General features: G+C 72.3%; 13 protein-coding genes and 2 pseudogenes. 8 read left to right on the top strand and 7 right to left on the bottom strand.

Annotation, left to right across the window (positions count from 1 at the left end; all coding sequences use genetic code 11):
* Positions 1–19 precede the first annotated feature (19 nt).
* From C1A38_RS03090 to C1A38_RS03065, 6 genes are all read left to right on the top strand, one after another.
* Positions 20–826 carry an AfsR/SARP family transcriptional regulator gene (locus C1A38_RS03090; RefSeq protein ID WP_102656301.1) on the top strand — a complete coding sequence of 269 codons (807 nt, stop codon included), beginning with the start codon at positions 20–22 and terminating at the stop codon, positions 824–826.
* A 121-nt stretch (positions 827–947) separates the two neighbouring features.
* Entirely contained in the window at positions 948–1,298 is a 351-nt protein-coding gene (locus tag C1A38_RS03085) for a TcmI family type II polyketide cyclase (RefSeq protein ID WP_043721276.1), read from the top strand.
* Positions 1,299–1,310: 12 nt separating this feature from the next.
* Positions 1,311–2,660, top strand: a complete 1,350-nt coding sequence (locus C1A38_RS03080) for an FAD-dependent oxidoreductase (protein WP_102656300.1) — start codon at positions 1,311–1,313, stop codon at positions 2,658–2,660.
* Positions 2,661–2,893: 233 nt separating this feature from the next.
* Positions 2,894–3,838 carry a helix-hairpin-helix domain-containing protein gene (locus C1A38_RS30620; RefSeq protein WP_233196584.1) on the top strand — a complete coding sequence of 315 codons (945 nt, stop codon included), beginning with the start codon at positions 2,894–2,896 and terminating at the stop codon, positions 3,836–3,838.
* Positions 3,839–4,112: 274 nt separating this feature from the next.
* Positions 4,113–5,309 (top strand): low temperature requirement protein A, encoded by a 1,197-nt coding sequence (locus tag C1A38_RS03070; protein WP_102656299.1) that lies wholly within the window; start codon positions 4,113–4,115, stop codon positions 5,307–5,309.
* Positions 5,310–5,391: 82 nt separating this feature from the next.
* Entirely contained in the window at positions 5,392–5,598 is a 207-nt protein-coding gene (locus C1A38_RS03065) for a hypothetical protein (protein WP_013734509.1), read from the top strand.
* A gap of 98 nt (positions 5,599–5,696) precedes the next feature.
* Here the strand turns inward: C1A38_RS03065 and C1A38_RS03060 are convergent, their stop codons facing one another.
* The 5 genes from C1A38_RS03060 to C1A38_RS03035 form a co-directional block, all read right to left on the bottom strand.
* A complete protein-coding gene (locus tag C1A38_RS03060) occupies positions 5,697–7,295 on the bottom strand; it encodes a hypothetical protein (RefSeq protein ID WP_102656298.1) in 1,599 nt (532 codons plus the stop codon).
* Positions 7,296–7,475: 180 nt separating this feature from the next.
* On the bottom strand, positions 7,476–9,569 hold the full coding sequence (locus C1A38_RS03055; protein ID WP_102656297.1) for an APC family permease: 2,094 nt from the start codon (positions 9,567–9,569) through the stop codon (positions 7,476–7,478).
* Positions 9,570–9,641: 72 nt separating this feature from the next.
* Positions 9,642–10,040: a hypothetical protein gene (locus C1A38_RS03050; RefSeq protein ID WP_102656296.1), complete on the bottom strand. Its 399-nt coding sequence runs from the start codon at positions 10,038–10,040 to the stop codon at positions 9,642–9,644.
* Between the two features lie 258 nt (positions 10,041–10,298).
* A complete protein-coding gene (locus C1A38_RS03040) occupies positions 10,299–11,069 on the bottom strand; it encodes a DUF5995 family protein (RefSeq protein ID WP_102656295.1) in 771 nt (256 codons plus the stop codon).
* A gap of 106 nt (positions 11,070–11,175) precedes the next feature.
* Complete coding sequence (locus C1A38_RS03035) at positions 11,176–14,046, bottom strand: helix-turn-helix transcriptional regulator (protein WP_102656294.1); 2,871 nt, start codon at positions 14,044–14,046, stop codon at positions 11,176–11,178.
* 191 nt (positions 14,047–14,237) lie between these two features.
* Here C1A38_RS03035 and C1A38_RS31600 point away from each other — a divergent pair.
* A pseudogene (locus tag C1A38_RS31600) lies at positions 14,238–15,407 on the top strand (adenylate/guanylate cyclase domain-containing protein); the annotation flags it as partial.
* Positions 15,408–16,091: 684 nt separating this feature from the next.
* On the opposite strand, the pseudogene paaI reads toward C1A38_RS31600, so the two are convergent.
* Positions 16,092–16,454: pseudogene (gene paaI / locus C1A38_RS31595) on the bottom strand (hydroxyphenylacetyl-CoA thioesterase PaaI); the annotation flags it as partial.
* Positions 16,455–16,668: 214 nt separating this feature from the next.
* Between paaI and C1A38_RS03025 the strand changes: the two are divergent.
* The gene (locus C1A38_RS03025; RefSeq protein WP_102656292.1) at positions 16,669–17,427 is read left to right on the top strand and encodes a class I SAM-dependent methyltransferase; all 759 of its coding nucleotides are present in this window, start codon (positions 16,669–16,671) and stop codon (positions 17,425–17,427) included.
* 59 nt (positions 17,428–17,486) lie between these two features.
* Here the strand turns inward: C1A38_RS03025 and C1A38_RS03020 are convergent, their stop codons facing one another.
* Positions 17,487–18,701 carry an MFS transporter gene (locus C1A38_RS03020; RefSeq protein WP_102656291.1) on the bottom strand — a complete coding sequence of 405 codons (1,215 nt, stop codon included), beginning with the start codon at positions 18,699–18,701 and terminating at the stop codon, positions 17,487–17,489.
* Positions 18,702–18,787 lie beyond the last annotated feature (86 nt).

The raw sequence follows: 18,787 nt of genomic DNA, 5'->3' as shown, positions 1-18,787 counted from the left end.
CCTTGCGCAGGGGGTGCCCGTGGCCGATTCGCCCACGCCGACCACCGGGAGACTCCGGGACGCCGAGGTCCGACTTCATCTGCTCGGTGGTTTCCGGCTGACCCACGACGACACCCCGGTGGTGGTGCCGCGTGGCCTGCAACGAGTCATCGCGCTGATCGGGCTGCGGCCCGCGACGACCCGCACCCACCTGGCCGGCCTGTTGTGGCCGGAGACCACCGAGGAGCGGGCCCTGTCCTCGTTGCGGACCGCGCTGTGGCGGCTGCGTCAGGACCCGTACTGTCCCTTGGCGACAAACGCCGACACGGTCCGCCTCGATCCGGCGGTGCAGGTCGACGTCGACAAGCTGGTCGACACCGCCGGCCGGGTACGCGACGGCCAGACCCCCACCGACGCCGCGCAGGCGCTCGCCGCCGGGCGACACGACCTGCTGCCCGGCTGGTACGACGAGTGGGTGTTGGCCGAGCGGGAACGGTTGCGCCAACTCCGACTGCACATGCTGGAGCAGGTGGCCGGTCACCACCTGGTCGCCGGACGCCATGGTGAGGCGCTCGACGCGGCGCTGGAGGCGATGGCCGCGGAGCCACTGCGCGAGACGCCGCACCGGCTCGTGGTGCGGATCCATCTCGCCGAGGGCAACGCCTTCGAAGCGGTGCACGCCTTCTACGTCTACCGCGACCTGCTGCTGCGCGAACTGCGGCTGGAGCCCTCCCCGGCGATGAGCGCCCTGCTCGACGACACCCTGGAACCGATCCGCCGCGCCAGTCAGGCGACCTCTACGCCACGTCGGTACCCGGCGCTGCGGTCCACCCACCAGAGCGGTTGATCATGCGCGCCGACGTCACCGCATCGACCGTCGACGTTGACGGTCAGGTGACAGGCCCGCAGGCAGGGTGACAGGTGCGTCCGGCGAGGCAGCCGGCGCGACCACCGGTGAGAGGGGACCGATGAGCAGCCGTCTCGTTATCGTCAGCAGGATCATCCCGGGCGCGGAGGGTCGGGTGGCGCAGATCTTCGCCGAATCCGACGCGACCGAACTGCCCGGCCTGACCGGGGTACGTCACCGTTCCCTGTACTGCCTGCACGATCTGTGCGTACACCTGATGGAGACCGAGGACGTCGGTGCGGACGCCCTGGCGACGGCCCGCAACCACCCGCTCTACCGCCAGGTCAACGAGCGGCTCTCCGCGCACACCTCGCCCTACCTGCCGACCTGGCGTTCGCCCCGCGACGCCATCGCCAACTGCTTCTATCGCTGGGACGGCGCGGACGTTCCGGCACCGCGTGCGGCCAGCTGACCGGACGGCACCGTGGTCACCCGGACACCGCACGTACTGATCATCGGCGCCGGCACGGGCGGACTCTGCCTGGCACACGGGCTTCGCCGAGCCGGCATCGGCGTCGAGGTGTACGAGCGCCATCGCAGCCGGGCGGACGGGCTCCTCGGCTACCGCGTGGGGATCGGCCCGACCGGCAGTCGAGCGCTGCGCGACTGCCTCCCACCCGAACTGTTCGACATCTACCTGGCCACCTGCGCCCGGTCGCCGCGCTACTTCAACGTGCTGGACCAGAAGCTGCGGCCCACGGCGTCGTTCCCGCTGCGTCCGGACACCCATCCGGTCGACACCGAGCGGTCGGTGGCGCGGATGACGCTGCGCCAGGTGCTGTTGACCGGCTTGGAAGATGTGGTGCACTTCGACCGCACCTTCACCCGGTACGAGCAGCACCACGACGGCACCGTCACCGCCCACTTCGCCGACGGCAGCACCGCCACCGGTGACCTGCTGGTGGCCGCGGACGGCACTCAGTCGGCGGTACGCCGCCAGTACCTGCCGCACGCGGTGATCCGGGACGCCGGCACGATCAACATCGCCACCCGGATCCCGCTCACCGACGACACCCGGGCCCTGCTGCCACCGGCGGTGCAGCGGGGCATCTCGCTGATCTTCGGGACCGGCGGGATGATGGGCGTGCTGCACGTGATGGAGTTCAAGTGGAACGCCGACGGTCGACTCAAGCCGGACGTCGACCCCGCCGATGCGGCGCTGCTCGCGGACTGGCCGGGGCTGCGGCACGACAGCACCCGCGACAACATCAACCTGGTGGTCTGGAGCACCGCCCGACGCTTCCCCGAGGACGTGATGCGTCGCCGGGGGTCGGAGTTGATCCAGGTGGCGCTGGACCTCACCGCGAACTGGCACCCTCGCCTGCGCGACCTGCTCCGGCAGGCCGACCCGGACAGCGCCCTGCCGATCCGGGTGTCCACATCGGAGCCGGTGCCGCCCTGGCACAGCAGTACTGTGACCCTGCTCGGCGATGCGATCCACACCATGACACCGGGCCGGGGCGTGGGCGCCAACACCGCGCTGCGGGACGCGAACCTGCTGCGCCGGCAACTGATCCTCGCCGCCGCCGGTGAGAAGTCCCTGATCCAGGCGGTGGCCGACTACGAGGCGGTCATGGTGCCGTACGGCTTCGCCCGGGTGGCCGACTCGTTGGCGCGCAGCGGCACCAGCGGCGACGACCGGATGTACAAGCCGGTGTTCGGTCGGCTGGCCCTGATCGGCGCGCGGGGCTACTTCCGGGTCACCAGCCGGGTGCCCCGACTGCGGCGCAAGTTCGTCGACGACTTCTACACCTATCGCGGCGAGGAGGACTGATCCGGCAGCCGACCTCCGCCCGTACCGACGATCCCGGCTCCCGCGACGGCGCCGGGATCGTCGGCGTGCCGCCATGGCGGACACCCTCCGTTCCTTGCCGGGCACCGCTGGTAGCTCCGGCCGCAACGACACGGACTGTTACCTGACCTGCCTGTTGCCCACGTCGCTGGTATGCGAAGCTTCGGCGAGTTTTTCTCGCCACGATCCGGACGTGAACTTCAGGGAGGTTTGCCGTGATCGACTCTGTCGGCAATTGGCTGATACTGCTCGTGGTGCTGTTGGTGGGCCTGGCCGGGGGCTGGGTGCTGCTGCGCAACCGTCGTGGCGAACCGCCCGCGTCGACGCACCCCACCACCAGCCAGGCACCGGTGCCGGCGTCTCGCCAGCCCGCCGAAACCGAGCAGTCGAGCCCGAGCAGCCAGCCCGCGTCGTCGGAGCCGACACCCAGCGTGTCCTCCGAACCGGTCGCCACGAGCGACTCCGCCGCGCCCGTCGCCACGCTCGACGCGGCGGATCCGGTCGCCACGACCGACACTGCCGCACCCGTCGCCACGATCGATACCGCGGCCCCCGTCGCCACGACGGACACTCCCGAGTCGGTGGCGACCACGGACACCCCCGAGCCCGTCGCCACGACGAGCATCGCTGAGCCCGACAGCACGACGGAGATCCCCGAACCGGCCACCACGACGGACGTCTCCGAGCCGGCCACCACGACGGACGCCGTGGTGTCGGCCGACACGACGGCCGAGCCCGAGTCGGCACCGGCGGTGTCCGTCCCGGACGGTCCGGTGGAGCCGGCGGTCGAGGAGACCGCGGCCGCCCGTCCCGCCGTGGCCACCCCGCCGAAGCGGCGCAAGGCCACCACCACGCCCCGCCCGCGTACCGAGGCCACCCCGGCAGCCAGCACCGACGAGACCCCGGCCGCCCCGGCCGCCGCCGTTGCCGCCGACGCCAGCGATGCCGTCGACGACTTCCGGCGGATCCAGGGCGTCGGGCCGAAGATGGCCGCCGCCCTGCACGGCGCGGGCATCCGCACCTACCACCAGCTGGCGGAGCTGGACGAGGCGACGCTGCGGGACACCATCCGGGGTGCCGGGCTGCGGGCCACCGCCAGCCTGGTGACCTGGCCACAGCAGGCGAAGATCCTGGCCGCCCAGCCCGACGACACCCCCTGAGCGACACCGCCGCACCCAACCACCGCGGGTAGGGGCAGCGCCCCGTCAAGGCGCCGCCCCACCTACGCCCCCGGACACATCCCGCCGTCCGGATCACCAGCGGGTGCAACTTCGGGGAAGATGTCGCCTCGGTGCGGGCGGAGGCAGCACATTCCCCGAAGTTGTACGGGGGTCGGTAAACGGGGCACCTGGGCGGGGCGGGGCGGTTAGGGTCTGCGATGTCGACATCGCAGGGCCCACCAGCAACCGACAGTCGGTAGTCCAGGAGCCACCCGTGCCGTTGCCGCAGGATCCCGCGCGCTCGGCACGTGTGCTCCGCAGCGCGAGGACGCCCACGCGGACGACCCTGCTGGAACTCTTCTTCGACCTCGTCTACGTCGTCGCACTCGCCCTCATCTCGCACGACCTGGCCAAGGATCTCACCTGGACCCAGGGCGCCCGGACGACAGTCCTGCTGGCCGCGGTGTGGTGGACCTGGGTCCTCACCACCTTCCTCACGGAGCTGTACGACCCGGGACACCCCGAGATCAAGGCGCTGGTCGTCACGGTGATGTTCGGCGTACTGCTGATGACCACGGCGATACCCCAGGCCTTCGACGATCGTGGCCTGATCTTCGCCATCGCGTACGTCGCGATCCACCTGGGACGCGCGCCGTTCGTCATTCCGGCGTTGCGCCACCAGCAGCAGCTCCGGCAACGGCCGATCCGAACGACCGTGTGGTTCTCGGTGTCGGCCGTGCCGTGGATCGTCGGGGCCACCGTCGACGGCGACGCCCGGTTGGCGCTCTGGTCACTCGCCCTGGCCATCGACTTCCTGGGCCTCTGGCTGGCCTATCCGGTACCCGGCATGGGTGTCATTCCCCCGGCACACCGCAACGCCACCGCCGAGCACCTCGCCGAGCGGTTCCAACAGTTCGTCATGATCTCCCTGGGCGACGCGATCCTGGTCATCGGTATGGCCTACAGCGTCCATCATGCCGAGCTGGAAATGGCCGCCAGCCTGGTGATCGCCTTCATCACCACCCTGTTGCTGTGGCAGATCTACGTGTACAAGGCCGGGGAGCTGCTGCCCGGCTTCATCAAGGCCGCACGGTTTCCGGGCCGCTTCCTGAAGTCCGCGCCCTTCACGCATCTGCTCATGGTCGCCGGGGTTGTCGTCACCGCCGCCGGCTTCAACCTGGTGACGCACACCCTGCCGCCACGTACCCCGCCCTCCTGGGCCGTGGTCATCCTGGGCGGGCCGGCACTGTTCCTGCTCGGTCGGGCCTGCTTCGAGTGGGAGGTGTTCAACCGGGTCTCGCCGTCGCGGCCCGGCGGCATCCTGGCGCTGCTCACCGCCGCGCCGGCGGTGCTGTTCCTGCCTCCGCTCGCCGCCGCGCTCGCCGCCGCCCTGGTGCTGGCCGGGGTGGCCCTGGCCGACGTCCGGCGCAGCCGCGGTCGCCCACCCGAGATGCCCAAGCCGTCGTGGTAGCCACGGGCCGTCGTTAGCCGGAGAGCGCGGCGGGGTACATGGCCGGGACACCCTGCTAGCACCCCCGACCGTGGAGGAAACCATGCGTGGCACGTCGATATTCGGAGTCCTCGTGGTGATCTGGCTCGTCATCGGCGCGATCGCCGCGGGTCAGCGCGGTTACTACAGCGACGAGGAAGCCAACTGCGCCGAGGTCGGCACGATCCTGGTGACCATCGCCGCCGGTCCGCTCAACTACGTCGGCGCCAACCCGAAGGTCGACTGCGAACTGCCCGAGCCCTCGCAGTGACCCGGTACGACGACGCTGCGTCCAGCCCTTCGCACGGCCCGGTCGTCGAGACCCGGGCGGCCGGAGGCCGGACGCAGCGTCGTCGGGTGGATCCTCGCTCAGCGGAAGCAGTGCGCGACGGGAACCTTGCTGCCCAGGCAGTTGGTGGGACTGTTGTCGACGACGATGCTGTCGTCGTCGATCTTGACCTGGGCCCGCTCGGCCTGGATGCCGCCGGCCTTCACAGTGGACCGGTTGCCGACGATCAGACTGCGGTACACCGAACTGGTGCCGGCGGTGACGAAGAGCCCGGCACCCTGCGACTTCTTGCCGACCGCCTCGTTGCCCTTCACGTCGGTGCCGCGCACGAGCAGGTTGGACTTCGCGGCGTAGACGCCACCGCCGTTGCCGCGCGTGGTGTTGCCACTGATCACGCTGTCGTCGATCGGTAGCAGGCCCTGCACGGTGGAGATGCCGCCACCGGCGACGGTGGCGAGGTTGTCCCGGACGGTGAGCTGGCCGAGCACCAGCACCGCGTCGGAGTTGGCCAGGCCACCGCCGGTCTGGGCGCTGTTGCCGGCGACCAGGCTGTCGAAGACCTTGGTACGGGCCGAGAAGCTGGCCAGTCCGCCACCCTGCGCGGCGTTGTTGCGGACGAACGTGGAGGAGTAGACGTCCCCGGCGGCGCGGAAGTTGGCCAGCCCGCCGCCGTAGCTGACGGCGCTGTTGTGCCGGAACTCGGTGCGGTACATGGTCATGACACCACCGTTGAGCAGGCCCCCGCCCTTGCCCTCGGTGCCGGCGGCCCGGTTACCGACAAGTGTGCTGTCGCTGATGCGCAGGTTGCCGTCGTTGAAGATGCCGCCACCGCCACCGTCGGCGGACAGCGACGTGCTGTTGGCGACGGTGACCCGTTCGACGACTGCGGTCGCGCCGTGCACGATATGGATGCTGCCACCCTCGGCCTTCGACCGACCGTTGAGCAGGGTCACGTCACGCAGGGTGAGTTCGCCGCCGTCGCGGACGGTGAAGAAGCGGAAGTCCGGCGCGTGCACGCCACGGGAAATGGTCGCGCCGGAGCCCTCGATGGTGATCGCGTGGTAGATCACCGGCAGGCCGGCGGTGTCGTGCGCCGGGTTGCGCGGCGGCGCCTCGGCGTCACCCGGGTTCTCGGCGGCGTCGGCGGCCTCCCGGGCGTCGCGGATCCCACCGTCGTACTCGTCGGCCTGCTGGAAGGCGTGGGTCAGGGTGTACGTGCACTTGTCGGCAAGCCGCAGCAGGCCGCCGCCCTCGGCGTTGACCCGGACCAGCGCGGCGATCAGTCGCGTGGAGTCACAGGGCACCTGCACGGCCTTGTGCTGGGGCGCACGCCCGTTGCCCCCGCTACGCCGACCCTCGGGTTCGTCGGGTCGACCGTTTCCGGGGCGGCCGCGTTGGGCGTCGTCGGAGCCGTGCCACTTCTTGTCCCGGTCCTGCTTGTCCCAGTCCTGCTTGTCCCGGTCCGCCGATTCGGCGTCCCAGGGTCCGTTGTCGGCGGAGAGCGCGGCGGGCCGGCCCGGTGCCGGCGCGGGCGCGTCCCGGTCGATGGCCGACGCGGCAGCGCCGCCGAGACCCGCCACCGCGGCCACCAGGCTGCCGGCCGCCAGCCCGCCGGCCAGGTACCAGGGCGATCGGCGCCCGCGTCGGGCCGGTTGTCGGCCCCCGAGGTACGTGGACATGAGGGTTCCTGCCTCTCGTGTGTGCGAAACAGAGGCCGCACCGAATCGGGCGCGGAGCGGCTGACCTCGCGGTAGCCACCAGAGGCAACGTACGACCAATAAGGGCCGAAATCCGGCATAAGTGAATAAGTACGCCTTTCGTCTTCATGTCTCTGTCCTGGTCACGAACCGGACCGAGGCTCAACCGCCGACGTGGATACCGGGACGGCGGGCGGGATCGGGCTCGGACTTGCGCAGGATCTCCCGGACCACCGGCGGCGTGTCACCCCGGCCCAGGATCAGGTACCGCAGCAGGTGCGCGATCGGGTTGCCCTCGGACCACTCGAAGTGCGCGTGCGGACGTACGCCGGTGGCGTCGCGCAGCGCCAGCAGGACCGCGGCGATGGCGTTGGGCGCGGCCGGGCTGCTGGCCCGCAGCACCCGGTAGCCGCCCACCTCGACCCCACGGACCCGCAGCACGTGCCGGAACCCGGACGGGTCGACCACGTCGATCTCCAGAAACAGCACGTCGGTCGCGCCCGGCACCGGGTTCTGCCCCCGCTGCGCCCGTTCCTTGATGGTGTACTCCTTGACCGCGCCACTGCGCCGCTTGTGCGCGATCACGTGCAGCCGACCGTCGTGGGCCACCGAGTCGGCGATGAACCGCCGCGCCGCCTCGTCGAACTCCACCCGTTCCGCCCGCAGCTCCGTGGTCCGGCTGACCCGCGACACCAGGGAGACGGCGATGATGCCGAGGATGAACAGGCCCGAGATGGCCATGCCGTCCGGCTTGGTCAGCACGTTCTCGGTCAACGCGTACAGCAGGACCAGGGTGAGCACGGTGAAGCCGGCGGCGGTCGCGCGCTGGCGACGGCCGAGCGCGGCGATCGCCACCGCGACCGCGGCGGAGACCATCATCGCCAGGATCCCGGTGGCGTACGCCCCGGCCTGCGCGTCGACGTCGGCGCGGAAGACCACGGTCAGGCCGATGCAGATCACCGTGTAGACGATGACCACCGGCCGGATCGCCCGCGCCCACTCCGGCGCCATGCCGTACGACGGCAGGTAGCGCGGCACGATGTTGATCAGACCGGCCATCGCCGAAGCGCCGGCGAACCACAGGATCAGCACGCTGCTGAGGTCGTAGACCGTGCCGAACGCCTCGCCGACGTGCTCGTGGGCGAGGTAGGCCAACGCCCGCCCGTTGGCCGCCCCGCCCGGGGCGAACTCCTCGGGCGGGATGAGCAGGGTGGTGACGAAGGTGGTCGACAGCAGGTACACCGACATGATCAACGCGGCGGCGGTGAGCAGCCGCCGGGTGTTGCGGATCCGGGCGGCCAACCGGGTCTGCGCGTCCGGCCCCTCCCCCGCGACCAGCGGCATCATGCTCACCCCGGTCTCGAAGCCGGAGAGTCCCAGCACCAGCAGCGGGAACGCCAACGCCGCGGTCAACGCCAACTGCCCCGGTCCGCCGCCGGCGGTCAACGCCGTGGTCCAGTCGGACAGCACCCGGGGGTCACCGGCGATCTCGACCAGGGCGACCACCACGATCACCGCGTTCAGGGCGAGGAAGACGGCGACCAGGGGTACGGCCACAGCCACCGCCTCCCGGAACCCGAGCAGGAACACCCCACCCAGGATCAGCAGCAGCACCACGGTCACCACGACCGCGACGGTGGTCCCGCTGAACGCCGCCGGCAGGTACGGGTTCTGCAACATGTGCACGGTGGCGTCGGCCGAGGAGAGGGTGATCGTGATGATCCACGAGGTGGCCACGAAGCCGAGCAGGATCAACACGAAGATCTTGCCCCGCCAGAACGGCAGCAGCCGCTCCAGCATGGCCACCGAACCCTGGCCGTGCGGGCTGTCCCGAGCCACCCGGCGGTACATCGGCAGCATGCCGAACAGGGTCAGCACCACGATCAGCAGGGTCGCCAGCGGGGAGAGCGCCCCGGCGGCCAGCACCGCGATGCCCGGCAGGTACGACAGGGTGGAGAAATAGTCGACGCCGGTCAGACACATCACCCGCCACCAGGCATGCGACGGGGAGTGCCCCTCGGCGGTCTCCGGGCCGACCGGCTGCACCTGGTGCATGAGCAGCCACCGACGCAGCCGGCTCGGCGGCACCGCCGGACCGGGCTGACGCACCGCCACGTGCTCGGGCACGGCGACCCGTGGACCGGCCCGCTCGCCCGGCCGGGTCGGATCGCGGGCGGCCCGCAGTGCGGGCTCGGGTGTGCCGGACACCTTCCCCCGGCGGCCCCGGCCACGTCGCGCTCTGGTCCCGTCCCCCATGTTCTGGCCCGCCCTCCCCCCACTCACTGCCCCGACCGTAGGCGGTCGCCGAACACCACCTCGACAAAACGGTCAAAGCCGGTCGGGTGTCGCCGAGAGGGCACGGGCCAGGGCGTCCGGATCAGTGACGGTCACCGTCATCGCAGGGTGGCGCAGCCACCGGCCGGGCAGCAGGGCCGGCACCGGTCGGCCGAAACGGACGCAGAGCCCTCGCGCGGTGCTGCTGCCGAAGGTGACCCCGACGTCGGCGGCCGACAGGTGCGGGCCGATCGCCCGCCACCAGCGGTACGGGCCGCTCTCCTGGACCCCGGCCACGTTGTCCCGGGTGGTCCGCAGCCGCCAGGGCCCGAAACGCACCGTGACCTCGTCGGCGTCGACATCGACCCAGGCCGTCGACGGCCGCACACCGAACAGGGCCAGCACCGGTCGCCACGGTGGATCGAAGCGGAACTCGAAGCGCCGCCGGCTCATCCGCGGGCTCCCCGGCCGGCACGGTCTCCCGGCCGGGCGGGACGTGCCGGGGCGGAGGGGCGAGGTCGGGGCCGTGTTGCGGGACGGCGCCGGGACACAGCGGTCATGGGGGCGGCGTACCCGCAAGGGGCCGGCCGACACCCCCCGGGCCGGCCGACCCCCTGCTCCCCCCTGGTCCGATCCCGGCGATGCCCCCCGGCTGCCGGACCGCCCCCGCGCCCCGCCCACGGGCCGGGCGCGGGGACCCCCCGTCCCCGGCTACTGCAGAAACGCCCCCAGGGGCGAGAGCAGCAACCGACCGAGCGCCGCGGCCGTCTCGTCGAGCCGCTTACGCTCGCGTTCGTGTTGGAGCGGGTCGTGCCGGCACCGCCAGACCCGCTGGGCGTTGCGCCAGGCGACGTCCCGCGTGTATCCGATCAACTCACCCTGGTACCAGTCGTCGATCTCCCCGTTGAGCATGTCGATGAGCAGCTGCCACCGCTCCAGGTAACCCCGGCGCAGACCGGGGATCTTGTCCGCGAAGATCTTGTTGATCTCCAGGTAGTCGCGGTGCTGGTCACTTCCGTCGACCGGCTCGGACTCCAGGTGGGCGAACGTGGTGACCAGCGCGAACGGCAGGTCGAAGTTGATGTGCGCGTTGACTCCGGCCGCCGCCGAGGGCAGCGGTCGGGCGTCCGGGCCGCGCATCCGCTCGAACAGGCAGGACCATGCCTTGGGCGTACCCGGGCTGGAGTCGGTCCACAGCCGCAGCGCGTCGAAGTAGCGGGCGGCGAACTCCACATCCAGTCGGGACAGGAAGGCCGGGTCGACGAACCGGTCGGCGTACAGGCCGTCCAGCACGCTTGTGGTGATGGTCAGGTACAGCTTGTTGAAGTCGGCCAACGGGCAGCTGTCCAGCAGCGGAGGCAGCCGGACCAGCATGTCCTGCAGCTTGGTCAGGTGGTCGACCACCGCCGGCACGTCCGTCGGGTGGTCGGCGAGCAGGTCGACGATGTCCCCGTGTATCGGCCCCCAGACCCGCTCGCTCATGTCGCCCTCCACGCTGATCGTCGCCGCCGCCGTGCCCTTGCGGCGCCGGGCTCAGCCTTTCAGGAGGACCACCCGTACGACATCAGTAGAACTACCTATCCGACACCTACGCCTGACTACGTAGGAAGATGGCACTGGCCTGGACCCGGGTACGTACCTGAAGCTTGTCGAAGATGTGCGACACGTGGACGCCGATGGTCCGTTCGCTGATGTACAACCGCTGGCCGATCTCCCGATTGGTCAACCCCTCGGCCACCGCGGCCAGGACCTCACGCTCGCGGGCGGTCAGCGCGGCGAGTTCCTCGCCACCGACACCGGCCGGCTCGCGTGCCCCCAGCGGGCCGGTGTCCTCAAGCGTCACCCGGGCACGACCGGCGAGGGTACGGATCTCGTCGGTCAACGGCACCGCGCCGAGCCCCTGGGTCGTCTGGTACGCCTGCCGCAGCAGCTTGCCCGCCGTGGCGGTACGCCGCCGACGCGCCAGCAACGCCTCCGCCTGACGCAGTCGGGAGTACGCCGCCGGATACGGGTGGTTGCGGTGATCCCACGCCGCGGCGGCCCGCGCCCACAGGTCCGGATCGGTCACGTCGAGCCGGCTCACCTCGGCGGCGCAGAGCGCCAGGTAGCCGTCGACCACGTCGCGCACCGGCTGGGCCGCGCGCACGCTCTTCTCGGCCACCCGGTCGACGATCTGCCGCAACCGGCGCACCGCGTTGTCGTCGACGGAGGTGCGGTTGGCCTTCGCCTCCGCCTCGGCACGCAGACCGTGCCAGACGAGCACCGCGACGATGACCAGGTCGTCGGAGCGGGTCTCGGTCAGCCCCCGCTGCACCGCATGCCGGGCCACGTCGTGGCGGCCCTGCCACATGGCCAGCCCGGCCCGCAGGGTGAGCAGCGGAATCACGTGCCGGGCACCACCGCCGGCCAGCATGGTGGCCACCGCGTCGAGGTCCCGGTCGGCCGCCTCGATGTCGCCGTAGCCCACCGAGAGGCGGCACCGGGCCAGCAGCAACTCGACCGCGTCGGTGCCGGAGGGGCGATGCCGCAGGGCCGCCGCCACCACCTTCTCCGCCTCGGCCCACTGACCCACCCGGAACAGACCGTTCGTGGCGATCGCCAGCAGCCGGGTCTCGTAGCTGCGACCGAGCCCCAGCTCGGCCACCCGCTCGGCGCCCCGGCGGGCCACCACCACCCCCTCCTCCATGCGGTTCAGCGGCCCGGTGAGCAGCTCGGCCAGATGCAGATAGGCCAGGGCGACGTCTTCGGGCCGGCCGGCGCGTTCGGCGGTCGTCAACGCCCGACGCAGCACGGCCAACCCGGCGTCCGGATCCTGGCGGTACGCCTCGGAGAAGCCCAACGCCATGCTGGCCAGGACCACCTCCGTGGTGGCGCCCTCGGCCTGCTCGGCCAGGCTCAGCGCCTCCTTGGCCCACTGGCCCGCGTCGGCGTACCGGCCCAGCTGCAGCAGCAACTCGGCCAGGTGCGCGGCGGCCGTGGCCCGCTGCCGAGGGCTGCAGTCCGCGGCGTCGAGGGCACGCTGGTACTCCGCCTCGGCCAACGCCGAACGGCCGGCCGCCGCCAGGTAGCGGGCTCGACGGATGTGCAGCTCACAGGCCGTCTGATCGACGTCGATGGCGGCCAGCTCCTCCAGCAGCGCCAGCGCGCGGGCGTACTCGCCGCAGTGGTGGGCGGCCTCGGCCGCGTGCCTGAGCAGCGTCGCCCGCTCCGCGTCGGGCAGCCCTTCGGCCAGCTCCACCGCGACCGACCAGTGCCGGTGCGCCTCCGCGTAGCCGTACAGCCGCTCCGCCTCCTGCGCGGCGGCCACCGCCGCCGGCAGCGCCCGCTGCGGCTCGCCGGCCAGCCGCCAGTGGTGGGCCAGTCGGGCCTGGTGCAACTCCCCCGGCGCGGCGGTCAGCGCCTCGGCGTACCGGCGGTGCAGCAGGGCCCGCTCGGCGGGCAGCAGCTCGTCCTCCAGCACCTCGGCGACGAGTCGGTGCCGCAGCCGATAACCGTCGTGGGAGCTGACCACCAGCCGGTGGGCCACGGTCGCCCGGATCGCGTCCAGCAGGTCCTGTTCGGGCAGTGCGACCACCTGGGCGAGCAGCCAGTGCTCGACCGGCTCCACCCCGGCGGCCACCGCGTGCACGACCCGGTGCGCCGGCTGCGGTAACGCGTCCACCCGGGCCAGGAAGACCTCGCGCAGGGTGTCGGAGAGCCCGTCCCGGCCGTCGCGCAGATCCCGCGCGAGCTCCTCGACGACGAACGGGTTGCCGCCGCTGCGCTGACACAACTGCTCGACCGCCTCGGGGGGCAGCGGACGACCCACCACCGCCGCGGCGAGCTGCTCGGCGGCGGCCCGGTCCAGCGGGGCGAGATCGAGCACCTGCACCGAGCGCAGTCGACGCAGCTCGGTGAGCACCCGGCGCAGCGGATGCGCCCCCTGAAGGGACTCCGAACGCACCGCCGCGAGCACCGACAACTGAAGGTCACCGAGGCCGGCCAGCAGATACAGCAGTAGTTGCCGGGTCGTCCGGTCGACCCACTGCAGGTCGTCGAGGACCAGCACCACGGGCCGACCGCCGGCGATCACGCTCAGTCCTCGGGCGACGCGCTCCAACAGCGCGCCCGCGCCGTCCGGCCCCGCCGCGTCCTCGGCGAACATCGCCAGCAACGCGCGGACCGAGGCGGCGGCGGCCGGCGGCAGGTCGACGTCGAGACGACGCAGCGCCTGCCGCAGCGGATGCAGGGGTGAGGCGTCGCCGATGTCCAGACAGGAGCCGGTGAGCACCAGCGCACCCGCGTCGCCCAGCCGTTGGCCGAGCTCGCGGAGCAGTCTGGTCTTACCCACCCCGCTCTCGCCGGTGAGGAAGACGGCAGCCGTGCTTCCCGGCGCCACATCGTCGAGCAGCGCGGCGCGCGCCGTCGCCACCAGGTCGGCCCGACCGACGAGCGGTGTGCTGTCCACGTCGCTGGCCATGGCTCGCAGCCTAGTCACAGCCGCCCTTCCCGTTCTACCGCCGCCGCACCCCTGTCCCCCACCTCGCGTCGACATTGCGACCAACCGGTTGCGCCCGGCCGACATACGTCGTTCTGCCGATCCGCCGGTCAGACCTGCAGTGACAGTCTCCCCGCAACGTCGACCCAAGCGGGGAGAGGCGGGTGCGTCCGATGCCAATGTCCACCATCGTCCGTGCTTACGGGCCGACCAGCCGATTGCGCTGGTCGGTGACCGAACAGCGGCGGACCGTCACCGTGCTCTTCGTCGACATCGTCGGGTCGACCCGGCTGGTCGACCGGCTCGACCCGGAGGACGTCCGGGCCCTGCAACGCGTCTACTTCGGCACCGTCGCCCGGGTGCTGCGCCGCTGGGACGGGGCGGTGGAGAAGTACGTCGGCGACGCCGTGATGGCCCTGTTCGGCGCGCGCACCGGTGACGGGTGGCAGGCGTACCGGGCGGTGCGGGCCGGCCTGGAGATCCAACGGGCGCTCGACCGCCGTACCCCCGCCATGGCCCCCGGGCTGCGGGTGCGGGTCGGGGTCGCCACCGGCGAGGCGGTGGTGGACCTCGGGATGGGGCACGACGGCGGGCACGGCGTGGCCAGCGGCGCGGTCATCACCCTGGCCGCCCGGTTGCAGGGGTACGCGCCGCACGGCGGGGTGGCGCTCTGCGCGGCCACGCACCGGGCCGTCGCCGGCCTGATCGCCCAGCAGCCGGTGCCGGCGGTGACGGTGGCCGGCAAGGACGTGCCGGTCGACATCTGGCTGGCCACCGGCACGCTGCGTCCCGAACTGCCCTCGGCCGACGGCCCGTTGCTCGGCCGGCGTCGCGAGCTGGCCGTGGCCCGCGAACACCTGACCGAGGCGGTACGCGGATCCGGTCCACGGCGTCTGCTGCTGACCGGGACGCGCGGGGCGGGCCGCAGCCGGTTGCTCCGCGAACTGGTCCGCAGCACTCCCACAGTGGAGGGTGGCGCGGTGCGATGGTGCGTGACGACCTGCCCGCCGTACCCGGACGGTCCGCTGACTCCGCTTGTGGACCTGCTGCGCGGGCTGGCCGGGGTCCGTGACACCGACGACGCCGCGACGGTACGCCGTCGCCTGTCCGCCGCCCTGCACGGGCAGGTGTCGGCGCAGTGCCTGGCGGCGGCGACGGCTGCGGTGACCGGTGCACCCGGCACGACCGGCGTCCGAGCCGCGGCCTGTTGGCGGGAGGTGCTGCTGAGCCTGGCCCGGCGGCAACCGGTGGTGGTGGCCGTCGACGATCTCGACCGGGCCGCGCCGGCGCTGCGTCACCAACTGGACCTGCTGCTCGACCAGGCCACGGCCGACGGCCTGCCGCTGGCACTGGTCGCGACAGGTACCGGCGAGGTTGCCGGATGGGCCCCGGTGCCGTTGCGTCCACTCGACGCGGTGACCACCGGCCGGTTGCTGCACCGACTGTTGCGCCGGGCCGGGCGGCCGATCTCGCTGGTGCGGCACCTGATCCCGCTCGTCGGCGGCAACCCCGGCTATGCCAGGGCGTACGTGGACGCGCTCGACGCCGACGCGGCGACCCCTCCCCCCGTGCCGGAGAGCGTGCGCCGGGTCGTCGACGCCCGGCTGGACCGTCTCGACGATTCGCTCCGGATCGCCCTGATGGCCGCCACCGTCTCGACCCGCTGCTCGGCGACGCAGCTGGCCCGCGCGGTGGGCTGGTCAGCGGATCGGGCGGCAGTGGCGCTGGCCGACCTGACCAGGGCGGGTCTGCTCGTGGCGCTGCCGACCGGCGGACACCGGTTCGCCGATCCGGTGCTGGGCCAGGTCGCCGCCGCCCGGCTGACCCGGGCCCTGCGGGCCGCGTTCGCCCGCCGGGCCAACCTCACCACGATGGCCGGCCGGACCGGCGGTGCCGTGGAGGCCGGCCAGCCGGCGGAGGTGTGTGGTGCGGCGGGGCGGGTCCGGGCCGGTGGGTCAGCTTCGGCGGCCGGCAGCCGCTCCGGCACTGGACTTCTCCGCCGGGTCGGGGCGGCCCGTGCCCGGGCGCAGGGAGCGGCTGTGGCCTCGGAACTCGGCCACCACCTGCCCGTCCTCGCGGGTCACCGTGACGTCGTAGATCCCGCTGCGCCCGTACCTGGTGCGTTCGGTGGCGCGGGCGAGCAGCAGGTCACCCTCGTGCGCCGGACGGACGAAGGTGATCTCGCCACCGGCCGCGACGGTCACCGGCCCGTGGCTGTTGCAGGCGAGCGCGAAAGCGGTATCGGCGAGCAGGAACACGAAGCCGCCGTGGGCGATGCGATGTCCGTTGACCATCTCGGCGGTGATCCGCATGCGGGCCACCGCGGCACCGTCCGCAGCCTTGATCAACTCAATGCCGAGCCGGTTCGAGGCCACGTCGGCGTCGAACATCTCGTGCGCGGCGGTGCGCTGCGGTTCCACCTGACTCCTGAGGCCGTACGGTCGGGCGGGCCCCGCCCTCGGGCGACCATGTTATCGCCGGTGGCAGGGGCCGTCGGCATCCGCCGACGGCCCCAGGATCATCGCCCCGCCATTCTCTCTCTATTGCAAATTGTCGGCAACAACTCTGGACAGGTTCCGTGAGATGTAAGTAGCGTGTCCGGCTGTGAGCACTTACATCTCGGACATGGACGCCTGGCAGGAGAGCTGGGACCGGCAGCAGGAGGCGTACCTGCCGGATCGGGAGCAGCGCTTCGCCGCCATGCTCGACGCGGTCGACGCCATCCGCGACAGCGCGCCGCTGCGGCTGCTCGACCTGGCCGGCGGCACCGGCACCATCTCGCTGCGCGCATTGCGCCGCTTCCCCGACGCCGACCTGACCCTGGTCGATCTGGACCCTGCCCTGCTCGCTCTCGCCACCGCCACCTTGGGTGACCGGGCCAGCATCGTGACCGCCGACCTCGGCCGCCCCGACTGGCACACCACCCTGCCCCACCGGCACTACGACGCGGTGCTCACCGCCACCGCGTTGCACTGGCTGCCGGCCGAGCGGTTGGCCGACCTCTACGGCGAGGTACGTGACCTGCTGCGCCCCGGCGGCCTGCTGGTCAACGCCGACCACATGCCCGACGACGGTCTGCCGGAGTTGACCGAGCGGCTGCTGGCCCGGGCACGACGACGCCGCACTGCGCGGTACGCCGCCGGCGCCGCCCTGTCCTGGTCACAGTGGTGGCAGCAGGCCGAACAGGACGAGACGCTGGGCCCGCTCGTACGCCAGCGTCAGGCGATCTACCCGACCGGCCACAGCCCGGAGTGGAATCCGCCGGTCTCCTGGCACCTGGCCGCCCTCTCCGCCGCCGACTTCACCGAGGTCGGCACCCTCTGGCGCGCCGGCCCCGACGCCGCCGTGGTCGCCGTCAGGTGACCGACCGGTCCTGGTACGAAAGCGCCCATGGAACGGCGGTTTCGTACCAGGATCTCGACTCAGCGTGGCGGCCGTGCGGCGGGGACCAGAGCGAGGGTGGGCAGGAGGAGGATGGGCACGACCAGTAGGGCGCGCAGCGTGCCCACCTGGTCACCGAGCAGGCCGAGCAGGGGCGGCCCGGCAAGGAACGCGGTGTAACCGATCACCGCGACCACGCTGACCCGGACGTGGGCGTGCTCCTCCTCGTCGGCGGCGGCGCTCATGCCGACCGGGAAGCCCAGCGAGGCACCCAGGCCCCACAGCAGCACACCGACGACCGCGATCGGGCCGGAGCCGGCGAGCACCGCCAGGGCGGCCCCGACGATGGCGAGCACGATGGTCACGGTCAGCACCGGCCCTCTTCCCCACCGGTCCAGCGCCACCGTGCCGAGGGTGCGACCCACCGTCATGCCGACCACGAAGAGACCGAAGACCGCCGCGCCGGCCGCCTCGCTGAAGCCGTACCCGTCGATGAAGGCCACCGCGAGCCAGTCGTTGGCGCTGCCCTCGGCGAAGGCCACCGCCAGCACCAGCAGGCCGATGAGCAGGGTGCGGGGCTCCCGCCAGGCGGCGAGCAGGCGTCGACGACGGTCCGCCGGGGTGCTGGGCTGCGCCTCCGGCTCGGCCGCCAGGAACGCCCGCGCCCCGAGCAGGGTGCCGCCGAGCACCAGCGCGGCCAGGACGCTGAGGTGTACGCCGATCGGCACCCCCAGCCGGGCCGCCCCCGCACCGATCCCGGCACCGGCCACCCCGCCCAGGCTCCACGCGGCGTGGAAGCGGGGCAGCACCGTACGCCCGAGTCGACGCTCGACGGCCGCACCCTCGATGTTCATCGCGACATCGCAACTGCCCGAGCCGTAACCGACGGCGAACAGGCCCACCGCCACTCCGGCCAGTGAGTCGAGCACGCTTGCCGACACCCCGGCGACGGTCAACCCGATCGTCAGGATCAGCGTGGACAAGGCCACCGCGCGGGCCGCACCGAGCCGCTGGGTCACCAGGCCGGCGGTGGGCATGGCGACGATCGCACCGATGGACATGGCCAGCAGGAGCAACCCGAGGCGTCCGGGGGTCAGGTCGAGGCCGTCGCGGACCGCCGGCACCCGCGCGAACCAGGTGGCCACGGCCAGCCCGTTGAGCGCGAACACCACCGCCACACCGTTGCGGGCGGCCAACACGGTACGGGACGGGCCGGAACTGGCCGGCGCGGCCGTGGGGATGGCGCTGGGATCCACCTGTTCGCGTTCCTCTCCTGGTGCCGACCTTTCGCCACGATCCCACACCTGGGAGCGCTACCAGCACAATCCTCCCCGGTCCTTAC

This window comes from Verrucosispora sp. ts21 (assembly GCF_002879555.1).
In the GTDB taxonomy this organism is placed as follows: Bacteria; Actinomycetota; Actinomycetes; order Mycobacteriales; family Micromonosporaceae; genus Micromonospora; species Micromonospora gifhornensis.
The sequence above is the reverse complement of the archived record's forward strand: the minus strand, read 5'-3'. Positions and strand labels throughout refer to the sequence as shown.

Coding starts and splice junctions, on each gene's coding strand:
- C1A38_RS03085 (WP_043721276.1), top strand. CDS start 948: ATGAGCAGCCGTCTCGTTATCGTCAGCAGGATCATCCCGGGCGCGGAG.
- C1A38_RS03055 (WP_102656297.1), bottom strand. CDS start 9,569: ATGGGGGACGGGACCAGAGCGCGACGTGGCCGGGGCCGCCGGGGGAAG.
- C1A38_RS03050 (WP_102656296.1), bottom strand. CDS start 10,040: ATGAGCCGGCGGCGCTTCGAGTTCCGCTTCGATCCACCGTGGCGACCG.
- C1A38_RS03065 (WP_013734509.1), top strand. CDS start 5,392: ATGCGTGGCACGTCGATATTCGGAGTCCTCGTGGTGATCTGGCTCGTC.
- C1A38_RS03060 (WP_102656298.1), bottom strand. CDS start 7,295: ATGTCCACGTACCTCGGGGGCCGACAACCGGCCCGACGCGGGCGCCGA.
- C1A38_RS03035 (WP_102656294.1), bottom strand. CDS start 14,046: ATGGCCAGCGACGTGGACAGCACACCGCTCGTCGGTCGGGCCGACCTG.
- C1A38_RS03040 (WP_102656295.1), bottom strand. CDS start 11,069: ATGAGCGAGCGGGTCTGGGGGCCGATACACGGGGACATCGTCGACCTG.